This is a genomic window from Streptomyces sp. NPDC054887, from assembly GCF_053610585.1.
In genome coordinates this window covers 1-20,076 of the sequence record NZ_JBSGYQ010000091.1, presented here as the reverse complement: position 1 = coordinate 20,076, position 20,076 = coordinate 1, and the positions used below count along the sequence as shown (strand labels likewise).

The window sequence follows — 20,076 nt, the reverse complement described above, 5'->3', positions numbered from 1 at the left end:
AGTTTTATTTTTGTGTGTGGGGATGGTTTTTGTTTATAATCCACCGCGCCCGGCCTGGGCCCGGGGGTGCTACCGCTGTGTGGGGGCCCGGGGTGTAAGGGGCCCCCCCTCACTGCGTTGGCAAGTGTCGGATGCGATCGACCGGTGTCCGGTCGGCGAAAGCGGCCGGTGTCAGTGTCCCTGACCCTCTTCGCGGCGGCGCTGCCACCGCTGCTCGATGCGGTTCATGACCGACCGTCGCTGCCGGGGCCGGCTGCGAGCAGCCGCACCGGTACCGGTACCGGGAGCCGGTTGCTCACCCGGCTTCGGGGCCTTGCGCCAGCCGGTGACCGCGAGCACCGCGCAGCCGAGCATCACAAGGAAGCCCACCACGCTGATCCAGATCTGCTGTGCGACCATTCCGGCCATGAGGAGCGCGATACCCACCAGGAAGCCTGCGACTGCCTGGTAGACCCGTCGTCGGGTGTACGTACGCAGCCCGCTTCCCTCAAGCGCTGTCGCGAATTTGGGATCTTCGGCGTACAGCGCTCGCTCCATCTGCTCGAGCATTCGCTGCTCGTGCTCCGAGAGCGGCACGGGAGTCCTCCTACTCGTCGGTCGCGGGGGGCGACCGTTTGCGGCCCTTTCAGAATAGGCAGGGAATCGCCCCCGTGAAACCCGCCCTCTACGCCAATTCACAATCCGGGCCGCCATGCCGTCTCGGTTGCCTGAGGTGTGCATTCCCCATTGGCCGATCCGCCATGCGCACGGTGTGCTCCGATCATACGGGGCAAGTCGGCCGATCGGGGGGCCTGTGGCGGACTCCATGCGCCACTGCGTTGCTGATCAGCCGCTTTCCGGGCCCCGCGGAGGCGCTCCTTCAGTGCGCGACGGGCTCCTGCTTGTCGCCGAGGACGTGCAGCTGGGTCGCGACGGAGTGGAAGGCGGGCAGCTCGGCGGCCGCGGCCTCCAGCTTGAGCAGGGCGTCCAGGGCGCCGGGCTCGGTGTCCACCAGGGCGCCGGGCACGAGGTCGGCGAAGACCCGTACGCCGTGGACGGCGCCGACCTCGACACCGGCCTTGGCGACCAGTTCGGTGAGCTGGTCGGCGGTGAAGCGGCGCGGGACCGGGTCGCCCTCGCCCCAGCGGCCCGCCGGGTCGGTGAGGGCCTGCCTGGCCTCGGTGAAGTGTCCGGCCAGCGCCCGGGCCAGGACGGCGCCGCCGAGGCCCGCGGCGAGGAGGCTGAGGGTGCCGGAGGGGCGCAGGGCGTCCACGGCGTTGCGCACGCCCTCGGCCGGGTCGTCGACGTACTCCAGGACGCCGTGGCACAGGACCGCGTCGTAGCCGCCGCGCCCGACGACGTCGAAGAGGCCGTGGATGTCGCCCTGGACGCCGCGCACGCGGTCGGCGACGCCCGCCTCGGCGGCCCGGCGCTCCAGCGCGAACAGGGCGTTGGGGCTGGGGTCGACGACGGTGACGCGGTGCCCGAGGCGGGCCACGGGCACCGCGAAGTTGCCCGTGCCGCCGCCGGTGTCGAGGACGTCCAGGGCGTCGCTCCCGGCCGCCTCGACCTTGCGGTCGAGAGCGTCCTTGAGGACCTCCCAGACCACGGCGGTACGAAGGGAGGCGCGGGGGCGCATCGGGTCCGACACGGCAGTTGACTCCTCGGCGCGGTGCCGCCGCGGGCGGCGGGGCGGTGAACGGTGCGGGCGGTGAACGCCCAGTCCACCCTATTGCCTCCGCGAACCGGTCCCGTTCATCCCGCGTCCGACTGGTCCGCGCTCTCCGCCCGGGGCCGCGGCAGCACGGGGTCGAGCGCGAGCAGCCGCTCGACCAGGCGCAGGAACACGGCCGCGTCCCGCAGCAGGTCGTCGGCGTCCCGGGGGCCGGCGGCGCCCTGTATGCCGGCCTCGGCCAGCGCCCGCCGGCGGGCGCCGGAGGCGAAGAGGGCGCTCCACTCGGTCAGTTCCGGCGCGATCTCCGGGAGGACCTCCCAGGCGCTGCGGATGCGCCGGCGCCGGGGCTCGGTGGTCTCGGGCCGGCCGCGGGCCGCGAGGACGGCCGCGGCGGTGCGCAGGGCGGCGAGGTGGGCCGTGGCGTACCGCTCGTTCGGCTCGCCGAGGCCCGCGGCCTCGTCGAGTCCGCTGCGGGCCTGGGCGAGCAGGTCAAGGGCGGCGGGCGGGGCTCCGGCCCTGCGCAGCACCGGGTGGATGTCGGCGGCGGGGCCGGTCGCCGGAGGGACGGGGGCGGGGCCGGGGGTCCGGCGCCGGTGTGCGGCAGCTGAGGACGTGCGAGACGTGCGAGCCATGACGAACCTCCTTGTCGCGTGACGGCGGGGTAGCCGTCTGTGTCCATCGTGAAGGCCACCACTGACAATCCGCCCTGACCTGGCTTTTTTGCGTCGAGTACGGGTTCGGGATAGCTTTTGCACTGACTGGTCAGTCTAAAAGGGGAGGGCGTGTGGACAGCCCGCACGGGGCAGCTGTGATCGCGGAGGAGTTCGGGCTGAAGGGCCCGCGGGGCTGGGCGTTCCGCGGCGTGCGCGTCGCGGCGGAGCCCGGCGCGCTCATCGCCGTCGAGGGCCCGTCCGGTTCCGGCCGCACCTGTCTCCTGCTCGCCCTCACCGGTCGCATGCGCGCCACCGAGGGCCACGCGGAGGTCGGCGGCCTGCGCCTGCCGAAGAAGATGGCCGCCGTACGCCGGACGAGCGCCCTGGGACCGGTCACCGGCGTCAGCGAGCTCGACCCGGCGTTCACCGTCGCCGAGCACCTGCGGGAGCGGGCGCTGCTCCAGCGCCGCTTCGACGGCTCGCTGCGCACCCTGCTGCGGCCCCGCGCCGAGCGCGCCGCCGAGGCGCGGGCCAGGATCGACGCCGCCCTGGACGCGGCGGGGCTCGACCTCCGGACGCTGCCGAAGGGGGCGCGTACGTCCGTACGGGACCTGGAGCGCCTCGAAGCGCTGCGGCTGTCCGTCGGACTGGCGCTGATGGGCGCACCGCGGCTGCTCGCCGTGGACGACATGGACCTCAAGCTGTCCGACGCCGAACGGGTGCTGGCCTGGGAGCTGCTGCGCTCCGTCAGCCGGACGGGGACGACCGTTCTCGCGGTGTGCAGTGAGGCGCCCGACGACGCGGTGCGGGTCACCACCGGAACAGCCGCCGCCGGGGAAGCGGCCGGGAGCGCGCCCGGGACCGCGCCGGTGGCGAAGTCCGATGACGGAAGCGGCCCGGACACCGCGAGCGACAGCGACAGCGACAGCGACAGCGACAACACCAAGAACGCAGACGACACCGAGGAGGGGGCGGACGATGCGATCGCCGAGGCTGGCCGCGCTTGAGCTGAAGCGGTTCGGCAGGGGGAAGCTGCCGCGCGCCGCGCTCGTCGCGCTGCTGCTGCTCCCGCTGCTGTACGGCGCGCTGTACCTGTGGTCCTTCTGGGACCCGTACGGCAGGCTCGACCGCATACCCGTCGCCCTCGTCAACGACGACGAGGGAGCCGAGGCGGGCGGCAAGAAGATCGCGGCGGGCGACGAGATCACCGAGAAGCTGCTCGACAGCAAGGTCTTCGAGTGGCACGAGGTGAGCGCCGGCGAGGCCCGCCGTGGCGTGGAGGACGGGGCGTACTACCTCTCCCTGACCATGCCCGAGAACTTCAGCGAGCGCATCGCCTCCAGTTCGGGCGACGTTCCCGAGACGAGCGCCCTCCAGGTGCGCACCAACGACGCGAACAACTACATCGTCGGGCAGATCTCGCGCACGGTCTTCGCCGAGGTGCGCACCGCGGCCTCGAAGAACGCCTCGCGTTCGTTCCTCGACAAGATCTTCATCTCGTTCTCCGACATCCACGACTCCACGGCGAAGGCGGCCAGGGGCGCCGACGACATCAAGGGCGGGATCGGGAAGGCGAAGAAGGGCTCCGGCGACCTCAAGGGCGGTATCGACAAGGCGAAGGCCGGCTCCCAGGACCTCGCCGCCGGCCTCAAGGACGCCAAGAAGGGCAGCGGCGAGCTGGCGGCCGGCCTGAAGAGGCTGCACAAGGGGTCGGGCGACCTCAAGAGCGGCTCGCAGCAGGTCGCGAACGGCACGCAGTCGCTCGCGGACAAGGTGAACGGCGTCGCGGACGGCCTCGGCCCGTACCTGCGGGACAACGGCCGGACGGTCGCGGACACGGCGAAGCTCGTCGCCGACAGCTCCCGCATCGTGCGCGAGAACCTCGGCACGCTCGCGAAGGCCGCGCCCGTCGCCGCCCAGGGGTCCCGTGTGGCCGCCGACGAACTGCACACGGTCTACGAGGCGCGCTGCGTGAACCAGCCCCTCGCGGACCCGGCCTGCCCGCAGCTGAAGAAGGCCGACAAGGCGGCCGCCGACGCGGCGCTCATCTCCGCGGACGTCAACAACCTGATCAAGAACCAGCGCGGCGATCTGACGCGGCTGGACAAGGACCTCGCCAAGCTCCAGGAGCGGGCGCGCGAGCTGTCGGTGCGCGCCCCCCACCTCGACGAGGACCTGAAGAGCGCGGTCGACAAGGTCAACGCGCTGAACGCCGGCGCCAAGAAGGTCGCCCAGGGCGCGGCCCGGCTCGACTCGGGCCTGGCCACCGCGAAGACCGGCGCCAACGACCTCGACAGCGGGATCGGACGGCTCGACACCGGCGCCGGCACCCTCGACAACGGGATCGGGCGGCTCAAGACGGGGGCCGGGGAGCTGAACGGCGGCCTGATCAAGCTGGTCGACGGCTCCGGCGAACTCGCCAGCGGCCTCCACAAGGGCGTAGGCAAGATCCCGGACTACGACAAGGAGAAGCGCGACCAGCGCACCGGCGTGATGGCCGACCCGGTCCAGCTCGCCTCCCAGTCGATGCACAAGGCGCCGAACTACGGCACCGGTTTCGCCCCGTACTTCATCCCGCTGTCCCTGTGGGTCGGCGCGATGGTGGCGTACATGCTGATCCAGCCGCTCAACCGCCGCGCCCTCGCGGCGGGGGCCTCGGCCTGGCGGATCGCGCTGGCGGGCTGGCTGCCGGTGGCGGCCCTCGGAGTGCTCCAGGTGGCCGCGCTCATGTCCGTACTGCACTGGGGCCTCGGCCTGCGGATGGAACGCGCGGCGGGAACGATCGCCTTCCTGGTGCTCGTGACGGGGTGCTTCTCGGCGATCGTGCAGTGGCTGAACGCGCGGTTCGGCGCGGCGGGCCGCATCCTCGTCCTCGCCGTGCTGATGCTCCAGCTCACCTCGGCGGGCGGCACCTACCCCGTACAGACCAGTCCGGGCTTCTTCAACGCGATCCACCCCTTCCTGCCGATGACGTACGTCGTGGAGGGCCTGCGCCGGCTCATCACGGGCGGCGGCCTGGAGCCGGTCTGGACGGGCAGCGTCGTGCTGTTCGCCTTCACCGCGGGAGCGGTGGCGCTGACGGCCCTCTCGGCCCGGCGCAAGCAGGTCTGGACGCTCGACCGTCTCCACCCGGAGCTCAGCCTGTGAGAATCATGACCATGGACAGCAGCAGAACGCGCCGCGAGGTCACCCGGCAGAAGCTCTACGAGGCGGCCGTCACCCTCATCGCGGAGCAGGGTTTCTCCTCGACGACGGTGGACCAGATCGCCGAGCGCGCCGGAGTGGCCAAGGGCACGGTCTACTACAACTTCAAGAGCAAGACCGAGCTCTTCGAGGAGCTGCTGCGGCACGGAGTCGGGCTCCTCACCGCGTCCCTGCGGGCCGCGGCGGACGAGACGGCGGAGCGCGGGGGCACCAAGGTGGAGGCCCTCGACGCGATGATCAGGGCGGGTCTCGGCTTCATCGACCGCTATCCGGCCTTCACCCAGCTGTACGTCGCCGAGCTGTGGCGCACCAACAGGGCCTGGCAGTCGACGCTCCTGGTGGTGCGGCAGGAAGCCGTCGCCGTCGTCGAGACGGTGCTCCGTGAGGGCGTCGAGAACGGCGAGCTGAGCAGGGACATCGACATCCCGCTGACGGCGGCCGCGCTCGTCGGCATGGTGCTGGTGGCGGCGCTGGACTGGCAGGCGTTCCAGAGCGAGCGGACGATCGACGACGTGCACTCCGCGCTGTCGCTGCTGCTGCACGGCCGGGTCAGCGGCCGCCGCTGACCCGGGCGGCCGGGGAGCCGCTGGAGCGGTGGCGTCCCGGAACGGACGAATGCCGCCGCCGGCGGAACAGCCGGACGCGGTGCCGGACAGCGAAACGCCGGCCGTGCGAGGCTCGATCCCCCCGAGCCCTGCCGACCGGCGTCGCGCCGCAGTCCCCCCGCGGGTCCCCCGACCCCGTCGTACACCCCCGCTCCGGCAGGGGAGCCGCGCCGCTCCGCCGCCCCGTGTCGGCGGTGCGGGCGCCGCGCCCCTTCCGTGGTCCCCACTCTTCCGTCCGCGCAGGTGGGAGCCCATCCGCACAGCTACTCATCTCCCGTACTAGGTACGGGTACTCACGTCTGGGTGCCCCGCCCCAGCCGTCCGGGACGGCGGCTGGTGCCGAGCACGTCCGCTCCCGTACTCCCCCGGCCCCGCCGGGTTGTCGGTGGCGGCCGATAAAGTCCCTGGCATGGCACGGATTGTGGTGATCGGCTCGGGGATGGGCGCGATGGCGTCCGCCGCGCGGCTGGCCGTCGCGGGCAACCGCGTGGCGGTGTACGAGCGGGCGGCGACGTACGGCGGAGCGCTGGGCAGGTACGAGCGGGACGGCTTCGTCTTCGACACGGGGCCGGGCCTGCTGCACCTGCCCGCCGTCTACCGGGACCTGTTCGCCAAGACGGGCAGGGAGTCCCTGGAACAGTGCGTCGAGCTGGCCCCCGTGGACCCGGCGAGCCGGCACCTCTTCGCCGACGGCACGGACGTCTCGCTGCCCAACGCCTCCCGGGCGGGCATCGTTTCGGCTCTCGACGCGGCCCTCGGCTCCGGCGCGGGCGAACGCTGGGGCGCGTTCCTGAACCGGGCGCGGGACGCCTGGGACCGGACCAGACGCCCGCTGCTGGAAGAGCCGCTGTGGCCCGACTGGCAGGTCCTCGGCCGGGACCCGTATCCGTCGCTGCGCGTGCGCAGGGTGCTGCGGCGCGACCGGCTGGCCGCCACCGTCGCGGAGATCGGCGCGTGGGAGCTGGTCGACCCCCGGCTCGCCGCCCTGCTGGACGGCCACGCCCTGGCGTACGGGCTCGATCCCCGCACCGCTCCGGCCGCCGCCGCCGTGCTGCCGTACATGGAGCAGACCTTCGGCAGCTGGTACGTGCGCGGCGGCATGCGGGAGCTCGCGCGGGCGCTGTACGAGCGGTGCCTGGCCCGGAGGGTGGAGTTCTCCTTCGGCGCCGAGGTCGTCGCCGTCACGGAGAAGGACGGCCGCGCGGCGGGCGTGGAGCTGGCCGACGGCACGGTCGCCGAAGCGGACTCCGTGGTGTTCGGGGGCGATCCCCGCCTGCTCGCCGGCATGACACCGGGACGCGAGGTCTGGACGTCGCAGGACGTCGCTCCCGGTCCGGTCCCGCCGGGGCGGCTGACGGTCCTCCTCGCGCTGCGCGGCGGCCGCCCGGAGGGAACCGCCCACCGGACCGTGGTGCACTCCCCCGACGCGGGCGCCGAGGCGGCGGCCGTCTTCGGCGGGGGGCACACCGAGCGCCCGACCGTCACCGTGCTGCGGCCGGACGACCCGCTGACGCGCCCGGACGACGCCCACGAGGCCGTCACGCTCACCGCGACCGTGGCGGCGCAGGGGCCCGTCGACTGGACGGACGAGGCGCGGGTCGCGCGGGTCGCCGACGCGATGGCGGACGCCGCCCTCGCGGCCGTGCCCGACCTGCGGGAGCGCCTGCTGTGGCGGGAGGTGCGCACCCCGGCCGACAGCGCGGCCGGGACCGGAGCTCCGGGAGGGGCCGTGCCGCCGCCCTCGCTGGCGGGCGCGGGCGGCCGTCTGCTGCACCCGGGCAACAGCGCCCGGCTGCCGGGGCTCCTGCTCGCCGGAGGATGGGCCCACCCCGGCGGCGGGCTGGCGCACGCCGGGATGTCCGGGGCCCTGGTGGCGGGGCTCCTGGTCGAGGGCGAGGGCTTCCGGGGCTCGCAGTAGGGACGGCGGGCCGGGCGGAGTCAGTAGCGGTACTGCTCGTTGTAGCCGGTGGCGTCGTAGCCGTTCGGGTACGGGTCCTGGGCCTGCTGCTCGCCGCCGAAGGGCTGCTCGCCGTCGCGCTGCTGCGGGACCCACACGCCGCCGGGCGGCGTGTCGCTGCCGTACTGCTGCGCGCCGTAGTCCTGGCCGGCGTACGCGTCCTGCCCGCCGTACTGCGGCGTCGCGTACGGCTGGGTGCCGATGTACGGGTCGGAGTACGCGGCGTACTGCTGCTGGCCCGCCGGGTAGTCGTACGGGCCGCCGTAGGACTCCTGCTGCGGCTGGTCGTAGCCGGAGTAGGTGTCGTAGCCGCCGTAGCCGGCCGCGAAGGCGTCGCTCTGGGACTGCTGCTGGGCCGCGTACGCAGCCACGTCGTAGACGCCGTACTGGCCGGTCTCCTCCGGCACGGGCTGCGTCGGGGCGTACACCGGCTCGGCGGGGGCGGCCGGTTCGTACTCGAGGTCCGACACCTCCAGCGTCGGCTCCTGCTCGACGGGCCGGTCGCCGCGCTTGCGGCGGCGGCTCTCGCCCGGCTTGCCGCCGATGGCCCAGCCGGTCGAGAAGCCCCGGCGGAACGACAGGGTGACGTACGTCTGGCCGATCGCGAAGGCGACGGCGCCGCCCGCGATCACGAACACGGACGGCATCAGCACGCCGAGGACCACGCCCATGAACCCGGCGAAGGCCAGCAGCCGCCATCTGAGGCGCGCCTTGTACTGCAACAGCACTTCTCCGAGCAGCCACAGTGCGACCACCCCGAACGCGATGTAGAGGACCGCCCAGCCCATGCCCGCCCCTCTCCTACGGCCGCCGCCGTGAAGGGTGGCGGGTACGGCCGGTCAGGACTGCTCGTGCAGTCCGAGATTCTCGTAGATCTCAAGCGTCGCCGTGGAGTTGTTGAGCGTGATGAAGTGCAATCCGGGTACGCCCTCGGAGAGCAGCCTCGCGCAGAACTCCGTGGCGAACTCGATGCCAATGGAGCGTACAGCGGCCGGATCGTCCTTGACGGCGAGGATCCGCTCTTTCACGGCGGGCGGGAAGTGCGCGTTGCTGAGCTGGGGGAGCCTGTCGAGTTGTCTGACCCCGGTCACGGGCATGACCTCGGGGATGATCGGCGTCTCGCAGCCGGCCGCCGCGACACTGTCGCGCAGCCGGAGGTAGTTCTCCGGATCGAAGAACATCTGCGTGATCGCGTAGTCGGCGCCCGCGCGGCACTTGGCCACGAAGTGCGCGATGTCGGTGTCCCAGTCGGTCGAGCGCGGGTGCATCTCGGGGAAGGCCGCGACGCCCACGCAGAAGTCGCCGGAGTCCTTGATGAGCCGCACCAGGTCGGCGGCGTACCGCACGCCCTGGGGGTGCTCGACCCACTCGCCCATCGGGTCGCCGGGCGGGTCTCCCCGCACGGCGAGGATGTTCCTGATCCCGGCGTCCGCGTACTGGCCGATCATGTTGCGCAGTTCGGCGACGGAGTGGTCGACCGCCGTGAGGTGCGCGACCGGGGTGAGCGTGGAGTCGGAGGCGATCTGCTCGGTGGCGCCGACCGTGCCGGCCCGGGTGGATCCGCCGGCCCCGTACGTCACGGAGACGAAGTCGGGGGCGACCGCCTCGACCCGGCGCAGCGCGTTCCAGAGGTTCCGCTCACCCTTTTCGGTCCTGGGCGCGAAGAACTCGAACGAGTACGTCGTCTTGCCGGTCGCGAGCAGATCACGCACGGTGGGCGCGTGATCCGTCCTGGTCGAAGCTGTGCCAAGGGCCATACCCGCAGGTTAACGAGGGCGCGGCGAGGACCCAACAAAAGAGGGTGTTTTGTCCATACTGCCGGATTATTGTCCACCTGTCGGACAGACGTGGACAGTCGTTGGCGGTGACGGGCGTGACCGGTGTGACGGACGGTGGCCGCCGGGCGGCGGCCGGTGGTCAGGCGCGGGCCCGGACCCTCTTGGCGAGAGCCGCCGCCGCGGCGGCCGGGTCGTCGGCCTCGGTGATGGCGCGGACAACGACGACCCGGCGGGCCCCCGCGTCCAGCACCTCGTCGAGGTTGCCCGCGTCGATGCCGCCGATCGCGAACCACGGCCGGTCCTGGTCCAGCCCGGCGGCGTACCGGACGAGGTCGAGGCCCGGTGCGTACCGGCCGGGCTTGGTGGGGGTGGGCCAGCAGGGGCCCGTGCAGAAGTAGTCCACGCCGGGCTCGGCCACGGCCGCGTCGACCTCGGACTCGCCGTGCGTGGAGCGGCCGACGAGGACGGCGGGGCCGAGGATCGCCCGCGCGGCGGGAACGGGCAGGTCGCCCTGGCCCAGGTGCAGCACGTCCGCGCCGATGGCGTGGGCCACGTCGGCGCGGTCGTTCACCGCCAGGAGCTTGCCGTGCCTGCGGCAGGCGTCGTCGAAGACCTGGAGGTGCTCCAGCTCCTCGCCGGCCTCCATGCCCTTGTCGCGCAGCTGGACGACGTCCACGCCGGAGGACAGGACGGCGTCCAGGAACTCCGGGAGGTCGCCCTGCCGCTTGCGCGCGTCCGTGCAGAGGTACAGCCGGGCGTCGGCGAGCCGCTCGCGCGCGGCGGCGCCGTCCATGGGCAGCGATGTGGACGCGGGCATGGTGGTGTCCCCCCGGGGTGGTGGGCGGCGCACGGACCGGTGAGGGCCCGTGCACCGCGTCGGTTGTCTCGGCAGTGGTCAGACGGCGAGCGCCTGGGCGCGCCGCTTCACCTCCGTGCCGCGATTCTCACTCAGCGCCTGCGCGGGGGTGCCCGGCAGGGTCGGGTCGGGGGTGAAGAGCCACTCGAGCATCTCTTCGTCGGAGAAGCCGTCGTCCCTCAGGAGCGTCAGGGTCCCCGCGAGACCCTTGACCACCTTGTTGCCGTCGATGAAGGCGGCAGGCACCTGGAGCACCCTGTTCTCTCCGCGCCGTACGGCGATCAGCTGGCCTTCCTTGACCAGCTGCCGGACGCGCGTCACCTCGACATCGAGCTTTTCCGCGATGTCGGGGAGGTTGAGCCAGGCGGGGACGAGAGCATCGATCTTTGCGTCAATCTCGGTCACGGGACAAGCCTGCCACCTGGGACTGACAGTCGGTAGTCGGGGCCTGCCGTCCGGGCCGCGCGGCCCGCCTAAAGGGTGGCGGACTTGAGCGGGACGGCCGGATCGGCGGCCCGGTCCGGGTCCAGCCGCGCGCCCGACGCGATGAGCCTGCGGCCCTGGGCGAGGTCGCGCGGGCGCGCCACGGTGAGCAGCGCGACGAGCGCCCCCTCCCGCAGCCAGCACACCGTCCACGCGTCGCCTGCGGGGTCGCCGCGCCGCACCGTGGTGTCGGCGTGGGCGTGGTGGCCCGCGTACTGCACGAACCGGCCGAACTGCTCGGACCAGAAGTACGGGACCGGGTCGTAGTCCTCCGGCGCCCGCCCCAGGATGTTCGCCGCGACCGTGCGCGGTCCCTGGAGCGCGTTGTCCCAGTGGTGGACGAGCAGGCGTTCGCCGAAGCGGGCGGAGGGGAAGGAGGCGCAGTCCCCCACGGCGTACACGTCGGGGCACGAGGTGCGCAGGCGCGCGTCGGCGGTGACGGAGCCGTCCGGGCCGAGCGCGATGCCGGAGCCGGCGAGCCAGGCCGTCGCGGGCCGGGCGCCGATGCCGACGACCACCGCGCCGGCCGCGATGCGCCGGCCGTCGGCCAGGACGACCGTGCCGGGCTCGACGTGCGCGACGCGCGCGCCGGTGAGCAGTTCGGCGCCGCTCTCGGCGTACCAGGCCGCCATGGGGGCCGCGGCGTCGGCGGGCAGTGTGCCCGCGAGCGGCCGGCCGGCGGCCTCGACGACGGTCACCGCGCAGCCCGCCGCACGGGCGGCCGTGGTGAACTCCGCGCCGATCCAGCCCGCCCCGACGACCACGACGTCGTGCTGCCGGCCGAGTACGGGCCGCAGCCGGGCGGCGTCGTCGAGGGTGCGCAGGAGATGGACGCCGGGCACGCCCTCGGCGCCGGGCAGCGTCAGGGGCAGCGCTCCGGTGGCGATCACCAGGACGTCGTACGGGACCGGGCCCGAGGGGGTGTCGATCTCGTGCGCGTCCGGGCGCACGCCGGATACCTCCAGCCCCAGGCGGAGCGTGATGCCGAGCGCCTCGAAGTCGACGTCGAAGGCCGACCCCTCGGCGTGGCCGAGCAGCACCGCCTTGGACAGGGGCGGCCGGTCGTACGGCTGGTGCGGCTCGGCGCCGATCAGCGTGACGGGACCCGTCCAGCCCTGCTCGCGCAGGGCCACGGCGGTCTGCACGCCCGCCATTCCCGCGCCGACGACGACGGCGTGCCGCTCTGTCTGCCTCTGCTCGCTCACCAGGTCACTCTAGGACGGCGCGCCCCGCCGCCCGGAGGGCCGGTACGAGAGATCTCTGACACACCGTCACACGACAGGCCGCGGCAGCTCTTCGACGACGCTCGTGCCGCTGCCCTCCTGCGACTCCCACGCCCACGTCTCCTCCAGCCGTACGCGCCCGTCCGGCAGCCCGACGACGGTGGACGCGCAGCGGCCCGACGAGGTGGTGCCGTCGTGCTTGAGCTGTACGTAGCGGAAGTGCAGCGTGTCGCCCTCGCGGGTGCCGACGAGGTGGCCGCGCACGACGTCGCCGCCCGCGTACTCGGCCCAGATCCGGCCGTCCTGTTCGTGGTACGTGAACCGGGTCCGCGTGCCCACCTGGCCCGGGGCCTGGTCGGCCACCGGGGAGAGGACGAGACCGTCGAGCGAGCGGGCCACGGAATGTTGCTCCCTTACAGCGCGTCGGGGCCGGGCGTTAGGGTGGCCACCGTACTGCCGACGCCCGGGGGAGATCCACGGGCCCGGCGGGCGCAAACACTCGCGGGAGTCCGGGCGCACCGGGCTGAGAGGGAGGCTGGGCGGCCTCCGACCGTACGAACCTGATCCGGGTCATGCCGGCGAAGGGAGGGGCTGGACGCCCATGTCGCGTACATCAGACGTCCTCGTGGTCGGGGGCGGGATCATCGGCCTGGTCACGGCGTGGCGGGCCGCGCAGCGGGGGCTGCGCGTCGCCGTCGCCGATCCGCGGCCGGGCGGCGGGGCCGCGCGGGTCGCGGCCGGAATGCTCGCCGCCGTCACCGAACTGCACTACGGCGAGGAGACCCTGCTCGGGCTCAACCTCGCGTCCGCCGCGCGCTATCCGGACTTCGTCGCGGAGCTGGAGGCGGCGAGCGGGCAGGGCACCGGTTACCGCACGTGCGGCACGCTGGCCGTGGCGCTCGACGCCGACGACCGCGCCCACCTGCGCGAACTCCACGCCCTCCAGCGCCGCTCCGGCCTGGACTCCGAGTGGCTCACCGGGCGCGAATGCCGTCGCCTCGAGCCGATGCTCGCGCCGGGCGTGCGCGGGGGCCTGCGTGTCGACGGCGACCACCAGATCGACCCGAGGCGGCTGGCGGCGGCCCTGCTGACGGCCTGCGAACGCGCCGGGGTGGTCTGCCACCGCGTCCGGGCCGAGCGGCTCTCCGTCGTACGGGAGCGGGCCGTCGGGGCCGTGCTCGCGGACGGCACCGAGCTGACCGCGGACCAGGTCGTGCTGGCGGCCGGCAGCCTCAGCGGGAAGCTCGCGGGCGTGCCGCGGGACGTGCTGCCGCCGGTACGGCCGGTGAAGGGGCAGGTGCTGCGGCTGACCGTGCCGCCCGCGTACGCGCCCTTCCTGAGCCGGACGGTGCGCGCGGTGGTGCGGGGCAGCCACGTCTACCTCGTGCCGCGCGAGAACGGCGAGCTGGTCGTCGGCGCGACCAGCGAGGAGCTCGGCTGGGACACCACGGTCACGGCGGGGGGCGTGTACGAGCTGCTGCGCGACGCGCACGAGCTGGTCCCCGGCATCACCGAGCTGCCGCTCACGGAGACCCTCGCGGGCCTTCGCCCGGGCTCCCCCGACAACGCCCCGCTGCTGGGGCCGACCGCGCTCGCGGGCCTGCACCTGGCGACCGGGCACTACCGCAACGGAGTGCTGCTCACCCCCGTCACCGGTGACGCGATGGCCGCCGTGCTGACCGGCGGGGAGCTGCCGGCCGAGGCGCGCCCGTTCAGCCCGCTGCGGTTCGCGCCCCCCGCGCCGTCCGCCTCTCCCGATCCCCTCGCCTCCGCCTCCGTACCGCAGGAGCTGCCCGTATGACCGTCTCCGTGAACGGCGAGACCCGTGAGGTCGCCGCCGGTACGACGCTGGGCGCGCTCGTCGCGACCCTCACGAGCGCCTCCTCGGGGGTCGCCGCCGCCCTCAACGAAACCGTCGTACCGCGCGGGCGGTGGGACTCCACCGCGCTCGGCGACGGGGACCGCGTCGAAGTCCTCACCGCGGTCCAGGGAGGCTGAACCATGGCCGACGACGTTCTGACCATCGGCGGCACGACGTTCTCCTCCCGCCTGATCATGGGAACGGGCGGGGCGCCCAGCCTCGACGTGCTGGAGCGCTCCCTGGTGGCGTCCGGGACCGAACTGACCACCGTCGCGATGCGCAGGCTGGACCCCAGCGTCCAGGGATCGGTGCTCTCCGTTCTGGAGAAGCTCGGCATCCGTGTGCTGCCGAACACCGCCGGCTGCTTCACGGCCGGCGAGGCGGTGCTCACGGCGCGCCTCGCGCGGGAGGCGCTCGGCACGGACTGGGTGAAGCTGGAGGTCGTCGCCGACGAGCGGACGCTGCTGCCGGACCCGATCGAGCTGCTGGACGCGGCGGAGACGCTGGTGGACGACGGCTTCACCGTGCTGCCGTACACGAACGACGACCCCGTGCTCGCGCGGAAGCTGGAGGACGTGGGCTGTGCGGCGATCATGCCGCTGGGCTCACCCATCGGCTCCGGTCTGGGCATCCGCAACCCGCACAACTTCCAGCTGATCGTGGAGCACGCGCGCGTGCCGGTCGTTCTGGACGCGGGGGCGGGCACCGCGTCCGACGCGACCCTGGCCATGGAGCTGGGGTGCGCGGCGGTGATGCTGGCGTCGGCGGTGACGCGGGCCCAGGAGCCGGTGCTGATGGCGGAGGCGATGCGGCGCGGGGTGGAGGCAGGACGGCTGGCGTACCGGGCGGGGCGCATCCCCCGGCGGCACTTCGCCGAGGCGTCGTCGCCGGTGGCGGGCAGGCCGGTGCTGGACCCGGAGCGTCCGGCGTTCTGACCCGCCGCGCGGAGCTGTGACGGCCGGCCGCGCGTCACAGCTCCGCTGCAATGCCGCCCCGGCCGGCCGGCGGCAGCGGGAGCTGTCGGCGGCGGCTCGTAGACTCGCCCCGTGGATACGACCCTTCAGGACCCGCTCGTCGGGCACGTGCTCGACGGCCGCTACCGCATCGACGCGCGCATCGCCGTCGGCGGCATGGCCACGGTCTACCGGGCCGTCGACACCCGGCTCGACCGGGTGCTCGCCCTCAAGGTGATGCACCCCGCGCTCGCCGCCGACGCCTCCTTCGTGGAGCGGTTCATCCGCGAGGCCAAGTCGGTGGCCCGCCTGGCGCACCCGAACGTGGTCGGCGTCTTCGACCAGGGCACGGACGGGCCGTACGTCTACCTCGCCATGGAGTACGTCGCCGGATGCACGCTGCGCGACGTGCTGCGCGAGCGCGGCGCCCTCCAGCCCCGCGCCGCCCTGGACATCCTGGAGCCCGTGCTCGCCGCGCTCGGCGCCGCGCACCGCGCCGGATTCGTGCACCGGGACATGAAGCCGGAGAACGTCCTGATCGGGGACGACGGCCGTGTGAAGGTCGCCGACTTCGGTCTCGTACGGGCCGTGGACACCGTGACCAGCACGACCGGCTCCGTCCTCGGCACCGTGTCGTACCTCGCGCCCGAGCAGATAGAGCACGGCGCCGCCGACACCCGCGCCGACGTGTACGCCTGCGGGGTCGTGCTGTACGAGATGCTCACCGGCGCCAAGCCGCACACCGGCGGCACCCCCGCGCAGGTGCTCTACCAGCATCTCCACGAGGACGTCCCCGCTCCCTCCGCCGCCGTGCCCGGGCTGCCGCTCGAACTGGACGAGCTGGTCGCGGGCGCCACGGCCCGCAACCCCGAGGTGCGCCCGTACGACGCGGTGGAGCTCCTCGCGCGGGCCAGGGTCGCCCGCGCCGCCCTCACCGACGAGCAGCTCGACGCGATGCCGCCGCAGGGCCGCGCCGCGGTGGTGCACGACAGTGCCGAGGACCGTACGAGCGTGATCCCGCGCGCGGTCGGCGGCGGGACGCCCGGCGCGGCCGGCGGCGGCGCCGACGAGCCCCTGAACCGCACCAGCCGCCTCCACATGCCCGCGGACCGGCCGGCGGCCCCCGGGCGGACGGGCGCGCGGCGCGCCCTGGCGCCCGGACGCGGCGTGTACGCCGTCGTCGCCGCCGTCCTGCTCGTGCTGGGGGCCGGCGTCGGCGTCTGGTACATCAACTCCGGGCAGTTCACCCACGTTCCCTCGGTCCTCGGCCAGACGGAGAAGGCGGCCACCCAGCGGCTCTCCGCCGCCGGTCTCGACGTGCGCAAGGTCAGGCGCGAGTACAGCGACACATACGACCGCGGCACCGTCATGAACAGCGACCCGGCCTCCCGCGCCCGCGTCCGCGACAACGGCTCGGTCACCCTGGTCGTCTCGCGCGGCCCCAGGACCGTGAAGGTCCCCGACGTCCGTGGGCTGCCGCTGGCCCGGGCCAGGGCAGAGCTCAAGGAGGCCGCTCTGGCCCCCGGCATCGTCACGAAGACGTTCAGGAGCGACGTACCGCAGGGCTCCGTCGTCAGTACGGATCCGCGCGCCGGCGTGGAGCGCCACCCGGACTCCGCGATCGCCATCCTGGTGAGCAAGGGCTCTCCCGTGGACGTGCCGGACGTGGTCGGCGAGAGCCTGCGGGACGCCACCTCCGAGCTGGAGGAGGCGGGACTCACCGTGAAGGTCGCCTCCGGCCGGGTCACCTCGCCGCACGAGGCGGGATCGGTCGCCGAGCAGTCGGCCGACGAAGGAGATCGCCTCGCCGAGGGCGACACGGTCACGCTGACGGTCTCCAAGGGGCCGCGCATGATCCCGGTGCCCGACGTGGTCGGCGACAGCGTGGACGACGCGAAGCGCGCGCTGCGGGACGCGGGCTTCGAGGTCGAGGTCGACCGGCCCTTCCTCTCGTTCAGCGACGAGATCGCCGCCCAGTCGGTCGAGGAGGGCGACGAGGCCCCGGAGGGCAGCACGATCACCATCAGGACGAAGGGCGGCCTGTAGCCGCCGGGGCCCGGCGGTCCGGGCGGTCGGCGGTCCGGGGAGGTCGGCGGTCCGGGAGGTCGGCGGTCCGGGAGGCAACACCGGCCCTGGCATCCTTGACGGCGATGAGCAACGCACCTTTCCCCTCCCGCAACCCCGTCGGCGGCCACGTGCCCGTGGCCGGCGGCCTCGCCGCCAATGGCCTGGCATACGCCCGTGAGATGGGCGCCGAAGCCGTCCAGGTCTTCGTCGCCAACCCGCGCGGCTGGGCGACGCCCACCGGCAATCCGGCCCAGGACGAGCTGTTCCGCGCGGCCTGCGCCGCCGAACGGATACCGGCGTACGTCCATGCCCCCTATCTGATCAACTTCGGCTCGCACACCGAGGCGACCGTCGAGAGGTCCGTGGAGTCCCTGCGGCACTCGCTCCGGCGCGGCCGCGCGATCGGCGCACTGGGCGTGGTGGTGCACACGGGGTCGGCCACGGGCGGCCGGCCGCGTTCCGAGGCGCTCGCGCAGGTACGGACCCACCTGCTGCCGCTGCTCGACGAGCTGACCCACGACGACGACCCGTTCCTGCTGCTCGAGTCGACGGCCGGGCAGGGCTCCTCCCTGTGCTCGCGGACCTGGGACTTCGGCCCGTACTTCGAGGCGCTCGACGCGCACCCCAAGCTCGGCGTCTGCCTCGACACGTGCCACATCTACGCGGCGGGACACGACCTCGCCGGGCCCGGCGGGATGAAGCAGACGCTGGACCTGCTGGTGGACACGGTCGGCGAGGGCCGGCTCAAGCTGATCCACGCCAACGACTCCAAGGAGGGCGTCGGCGCCCACAAGGACCGCCACGAGAACATCGGCTCCGGGCACATCGGCGACGAGCCGTTCCGCGAACTCTTCTCGCACCCCGCGACCGAGAACGTGCCGCTGACGATCGAGACGCCCGGCGGCAAGGAGGGGCACGCGGCCGACGTGGCACGGCTGAAGGAGCTGCGGGACTTCTGAGGACTTCCGCCTTCGCGCTCTTCGCCGCCTTCGTCGTCACCACACCCGTCAACAGGTGGGTGATCGGCCGCGGCAAGGGCCACGCCGTGGTCCACCGGTACCACCACTGACCGGCGGACCCGTGCCCGGCGGACGGCCCTACAACTCGGGTCCGTCCCCGGGCTCCTCCTGGTACGAGTACCTCTGCTCGCGCCAGGGGTCGCCGACGTTGTGGTAGCCGCGCTCCTCCCAGAAACCCCGGCGGTCCGCCGTCATGTACTCGACGCCGCGGACCCACTTGGGCCCCTTCCAGGCGTACAGGTGCGGCACCACGAGGCGCAGCGGGAAGCCGTGCTCGGCGGTGAGGGGCTCACCGCCCTTGTGGGTGGCGAAGATGGCCCGGTCGGAAGTGAAGTCCGCGAGCCGCATATTCGCGCTGAAGCCGTATTCGGCCCAGACCATGACATGGGTGACGCTCGGCGCGGGAGGCGCGAGTTCGACGAGCGTACGGGCGAGTACGCCACCCCATTCGGCCCCAAGCATGCTGAATTTCGTGACGCAGTGCAGATCGGCCTCGACCGTGGCGAACGGGAGCGCCGAGAACTGCTCGTGGTTCCAGCAGTGCTTGTCGCCGTCGGCCGTCGCACCGAATACGCGGAACTCCCAGCGATCCGGCTTGAATTTGGGTACAGGACCGTAGTGGGTGACGGGCCAGCCACGCTGCAGCCGCTGCCCCGGCGGAAGCTCGGGCTGCGCTGTTTCGTGATGTTCCCGGCTTTCCGGCTGACCCATGACTCCATGGTGACAGACGGCGAAGGGTGGTCACGACCAGGTCCGACGCTATCCGGGGCAACTCCTAATAAGCCTGCACTTACTGGACGCCCCTCACCCGCAATGCAAAGATGCGCGAAACCTGCCAAGTACTACGCCTGGAAGGAGCCTCTGCGATGCAGGGCGACCCCGAGGTCATCGAATTCCTCAACGAGCAGCTGACCGCCGAGCTGACTGCCATCAACCAGTACTTCCTGCACGCCAAAATGCAGGACAACTTCGGCTGGACGAAGCTCGCCAAGTACACCCGGGCCGAGTCCTTCGACGAGATGAAGCACGCCGAGACCCTGACCGACCGGATCCTGTTCCTGGACGGCCTGCCGAATTACCAGCGGCTCTTCCATGTGCGGGTCGGGCAGACCGTGACCGAGATGTTCGAGGCCGACCGGCAGATCGAGGTCGAGGCGATCGACCGTCTCAAGCGCGGGATCGAGGTCATGCGGGCCAAGGGCGACGTCACCTCGGCGAACATCTTCGAGGACATCCTGAAGGACGAAGAGCACCACATCGACTATCTCGACACCCAGCTCGAGCTGGTAACGAAGCTCGGTGAGTCGCTCTACATCGCCCAGCTGATCGAGCAGCCGGAGAGCTGACCGGGAGAGCGGGCGCCGTCAGGCCGCTTCGCGCAGGTGCGTGTCGACGAGGGCGGTCTCGGCGAGCGCCGTCTCGCCCTTCTCGATCAGGGCGCGGCGCGGGCACGCGCCACGGCCGAGAAGCCCCTGGATGGTGCGTACGCAGGAGCCGCAGTCCGTCCCCGCCTTGCTGACCGAGGCGATCTGGCGCGGGGTGCAGGCACCGGCGGCAGCGTGCTCCTTGATCTGCTGATCCGTTACGCCGAAGCAGGAACAGACGAACACGCGGCACACCTCCTGACACGGGCGAGGGGGACAACCAATCGGTAAGGTCAACCTAACCTTACCCGCCGCGGGCCGCACGCAAAAGTCCCGGGAACGGCTGTGGGGGGCGGGGGCACATCGACACCCGCGCCCACCCCCGGTACGTGTTCTACC

The 20,076-nt window shown here is 72.9% G+C and carries 21 protein-coding genes, 1 pseudogene and 1 riboswitch; of the genes and pseudogenes, 11 read left to right on the top strand and 11 right to left on the bottom strand.

Going from position 1 to position 20,076, the window contains the following annotated elements:
- Positions 1–171: 171 nt before the first annotated feature.
- The 3 genes from ACWGH0_RS32055 to ACWGH0_RS32045 all read right to left on the bottom strand — a co-directional run bounded on the left by ACWGH0_RS32055 (position 172) and on the right by ACWGH0_RS32045 (position 2,286).
- Entirely contained in the window at positions 172–576 is a 405-nt protein-coding gene (locus tag ACWGH0_RS32055; RefSeq protein WP_453407786.1) for a DUF3040 domain-containing protein, read from the bottom strand.
- 283 nt (positions 577–859) lie between these two features.
- A complete protein-coding gene (locus ACWGH0_RS32050; protein ID WP_453407785.1) occupies positions 860–1,630 on the bottom strand; it encodes a methyltransferase in 771 nt (256 codons plus the stop codon).
- Positions 1,631–1,734: 104 nt separating this feature from the next.
- On the bottom strand, positions 1,735–2,286 hold the full coding sequence (locus tag ACWGH0_RS32045) for an SAV_6107 family HEPN domain-containing protein (RefSeq protein ID WP_453407784.1): 552 nt from the start codon (positions 2,284–2,286) through the stop codon (positions 1,735–1,737).
- Between the two features lie 152 nt (positions 2,287–2,438).
- On the opposite strand from ACWGH0_RS32045, the gene ACWGH0_RS32040 reads away from it, so the two are divergent.
- The 4 genes from ACWGH0_RS32040 to ACWGH0_RS32025 all read left to right on the top strand — a co-directional run bounded on the left by ACWGH0_RS32040 (position 2,439) and on the right by ACWGH0_RS32025 (position 8,034).
- The gene (locus tag ACWGH0_RS32040) at positions 2,439–3,314 is read left to right on the top strand and encodes an ATP-binding cassette domain-containing protein (protein WP_453407783.1); all 876 of its coding nucleotides are present in this window, start codon (positions 2,439–2,441) and stop codon (positions 3,312–3,314) included.
- Positions 3,286–5,454: a YhgE/Pip family protein gene (locus tag ACWGH0_RS32035; protein ID WP_453407782.1), complete on the top strand. Its 2,169-nt coding sequence runs from the start codon at positions 3,286–3,288 to the stop codon at positions 5,452–5,454. The genes ACWGH0_RS32040 and ACWGH0_RS32035 overlap by 29 nt, the downstream gene beginning before the upstream one ends.
- 11 nt (positions 5,455–5,465) lie before the next feature.
- Positions 5,466–6,077, top strand: coding sequence for a TetR/AcrR family transcriptional regulator (locus tag ACWGH0_RS32030; protein ID WP_453407781.1), 612 nt, complete (start codon positions 5,466–5,468; stop codon positions 6,075–6,077).
- A 448-nt stretch (positions 6,078–6,525) separates the two neighbouring features.
- Positions 6,526–8,034, top strand: coding sequence for a phytoene desaturase family protein (locus ACWGH0_RS32025; protein ID WP_453407780.1), 1,509 nt, complete (start codon positions 6,526–6,528; stop codon positions 8,032–8,034).
- A gap of 20 nt (positions 8,035–8,054) precedes the next feature.
- Here ACWGH0_RS32025 and ACWGH0_RS32020 read toward each other — a convergent pair whose 3' ends face one another.
- The 6 genes from ACWGH0_RS32020 to ACWGH0_RS31995 all read right to left on the bottom strand — a co-directional run bounded on the left by ACWGH0_RS32020 (position 8,055) and on the right by ACWGH0_RS31995 (position 12,812).
- A complete protein-coding gene (locus ACWGH0_RS32020; RefSeq protein WP_453407779.1) occupies positions 8,055–8,861 on the bottom strand; it encodes a hypothetical protein in 807 nt (268 codons plus the stop codon).
- A 51-nt stretch (positions 8,862–8,912) separates the two neighbouring features.
- The gene (metF, locus tag ACWGH0_RS32015; protein ID WP_453407778.1) at positions 8,913–9,830 is read right to left on the bottom strand and encodes a methylenetetrahydrofolate reductase [NAD(P)H]; all 918 of its coding nucleotides are present in this window, start codon (positions 9,828–9,830) and stop codon (positions 8,913–8,915) included.
- 160 nt (positions 9,831–9,990) lie between these two features.
- Positions 9,991–10,668, bottom strand: coding sequence for a thiamine phosphate synthase (thiE, locus tag ACWGH0_RS32010; RefSeq protein ID WP_453407777.1), 678 nt, complete (start codon positions 10,666–10,668; stop codon positions 9,991–9,993).
- A gap of 78 nt (positions 10,669–10,746) precedes the next feature.
- On the bottom strand, positions 10,747–11,112 hold the full coding sequence (locus ACWGH0_RS32005; protein ID WP_453407776.1) for an Rv2175c family DNA-binding protein: 366 nt from the start codon (positions 11,110–11,112) through the stop codon (positions 10,747–10,749).
- A 68-nt stretch (positions 11,113–11,180) separates the two neighbouring features.
- Positions 11,181–12,344: an NAD(P)/FAD-dependent oxidoreductase gene (locus tag ACWGH0_RS32000; RefSeq protein ID WP_453407787.1), complete on the bottom strand. Its 1,164-nt coding sequence runs from the start codon at positions 12,342–12,344 to the stop codon at positions 11,181–11,183.
- A gap of 117 nt (positions 12,345–12,461) precedes the next feature.
- Positions 12,462–12,812: a hypothetical protein gene (locus ACWGH0_RS31995; RefSeq protein ID WP_453407775.1), complete on the bottom strand. Its 351-nt coding sequence runs from the start codon at positions 12,810–12,812 to the stop codon at positions 12,462–12,464.
- Between the two features lie 92 nt (positions 12,813–12,904).
- A riboswitch (TPP riboswitch) is annotated at positions 12,905–13,017 on the top strand.
- On the opposite strand from ACWGH0_RS31995, the gene thiO reads away from it, so the two are divergent.
- The 6 genes and pseudogenes from thiO to ACWGH0_RS31965 form a co-directional block, all read left to right on the top strand.
- Entirely contained in the window at positions 13,015–14,214 is a 1,200-nt protein-coding gene (gene thiO, locus ACWGH0_RS31990) for a glycine oxidase ThiO (protein WP_453407774.1), read from the top strand. It overlaps the preceding riboswitch by 3 nt.
- The gene (gene thiS / locus ACWGH0_RS31985) at positions 14,211–14,411 is read left to right on the top strand and encodes a sulfur carrier protein ThiS (RefSeq protein ID WP_453407773.1); all 201 of its coding nucleotides are present in this window, start codon (positions 14,211–14,213) and stop codon (positions 14,409–14,411) included. Before thiO ends, thiS begins: the two co-directional genes overlap by 4 nt.
- A gap of 3 nt (positions 14,412–14,414) precedes the next feature.
- Positions 14,415–15,209, top strand: coding sequence for a thiazole synthase (locus ACWGH0_RS31980; RefSeq protein ID WP_453407772.1), 795 nt, complete (start codon positions 14,415–14,417; stop codon positions 15,207–15,209).
- A 111-nt stretch (positions 15,210–15,320) separates the two neighbouring features.
- Positions 15,321–17,273: a Stk1 family PASTA domain-containing Ser/Thr kinase gene (gene pknB / locus ACWGH0_RS31975; protein ID WP_453407771.1), complete on the top strand. Its 1,953-nt coding sequence runs from the start codon at positions 15,321–15,323 to the stop codon at positions 17,271–17,273.
- A gap of 104 nt (positions 17,274–17,377) precedes the next feature.
- Entirely contained in the window at positions 17,378–18,253 is an 876-nt protein-coding gene (locus tag ACWGH0_RS31970; RefSeq protein ID WP_453407770.1) for a deoxyribonuclease IV, read from the top strand.
- Positions 18,254–18,261: 8 nt separating this feature from the next.
- Positions 18,262–18,363: pseudogene (locus ACWGH0_RS31965) on the top strand (DUF4396 domain-containing protein); the annotation flags it as partial.
- 28 nt (positions 18,364–18,391) lie between these two features.
- Here ACWGH0_RS31965 and ACWGH0_RS31960 read toward each other — a convergent pair.
- On the bottom strand, positions 18,392–19,024 hold the full coding sequence (locus ACWGH0_RS31960; protein ID WP_453407769.1) for a sulfite oxidase-like oxidoreductase: 633 nt from the start codon (positions 19,022–19,024) through the stop codon (positions 18,392–18,394).
- Positions 19,025–19,179: 155 nt separating this feature from the next.
- Between ACWGH0_RS31960 and bfr the strand changes: the two genes are divergently transcribed.
- A complete protein-coding gene (bfr, locus tag ACWGH0_RS31955) occupies positions 19,180–19,659 on the top strand; it encodes a bacterioferritin (protein WP_453407768.1) in 480 nt (159 codons plus the stop codon).
- A gap of 18 nt (positions 19,660–19,677) precedes the next feature.
- Here the strand turns inward: bfr and ACWGH0_RS31950 are convergent, their stop codons facing one another.
- A complete protein-coding gene (locus tag ACWGH0_RS31950; protein ID WP_453407767.1) occupies positions 19,678–19,932 on the bottom strand; it encodes a (2Fe-2S)-binding protein in 255 nt (84 codons plus the stop codon).
- Positions 19,933–20,076: the final 144 nt, after the last annotated feature.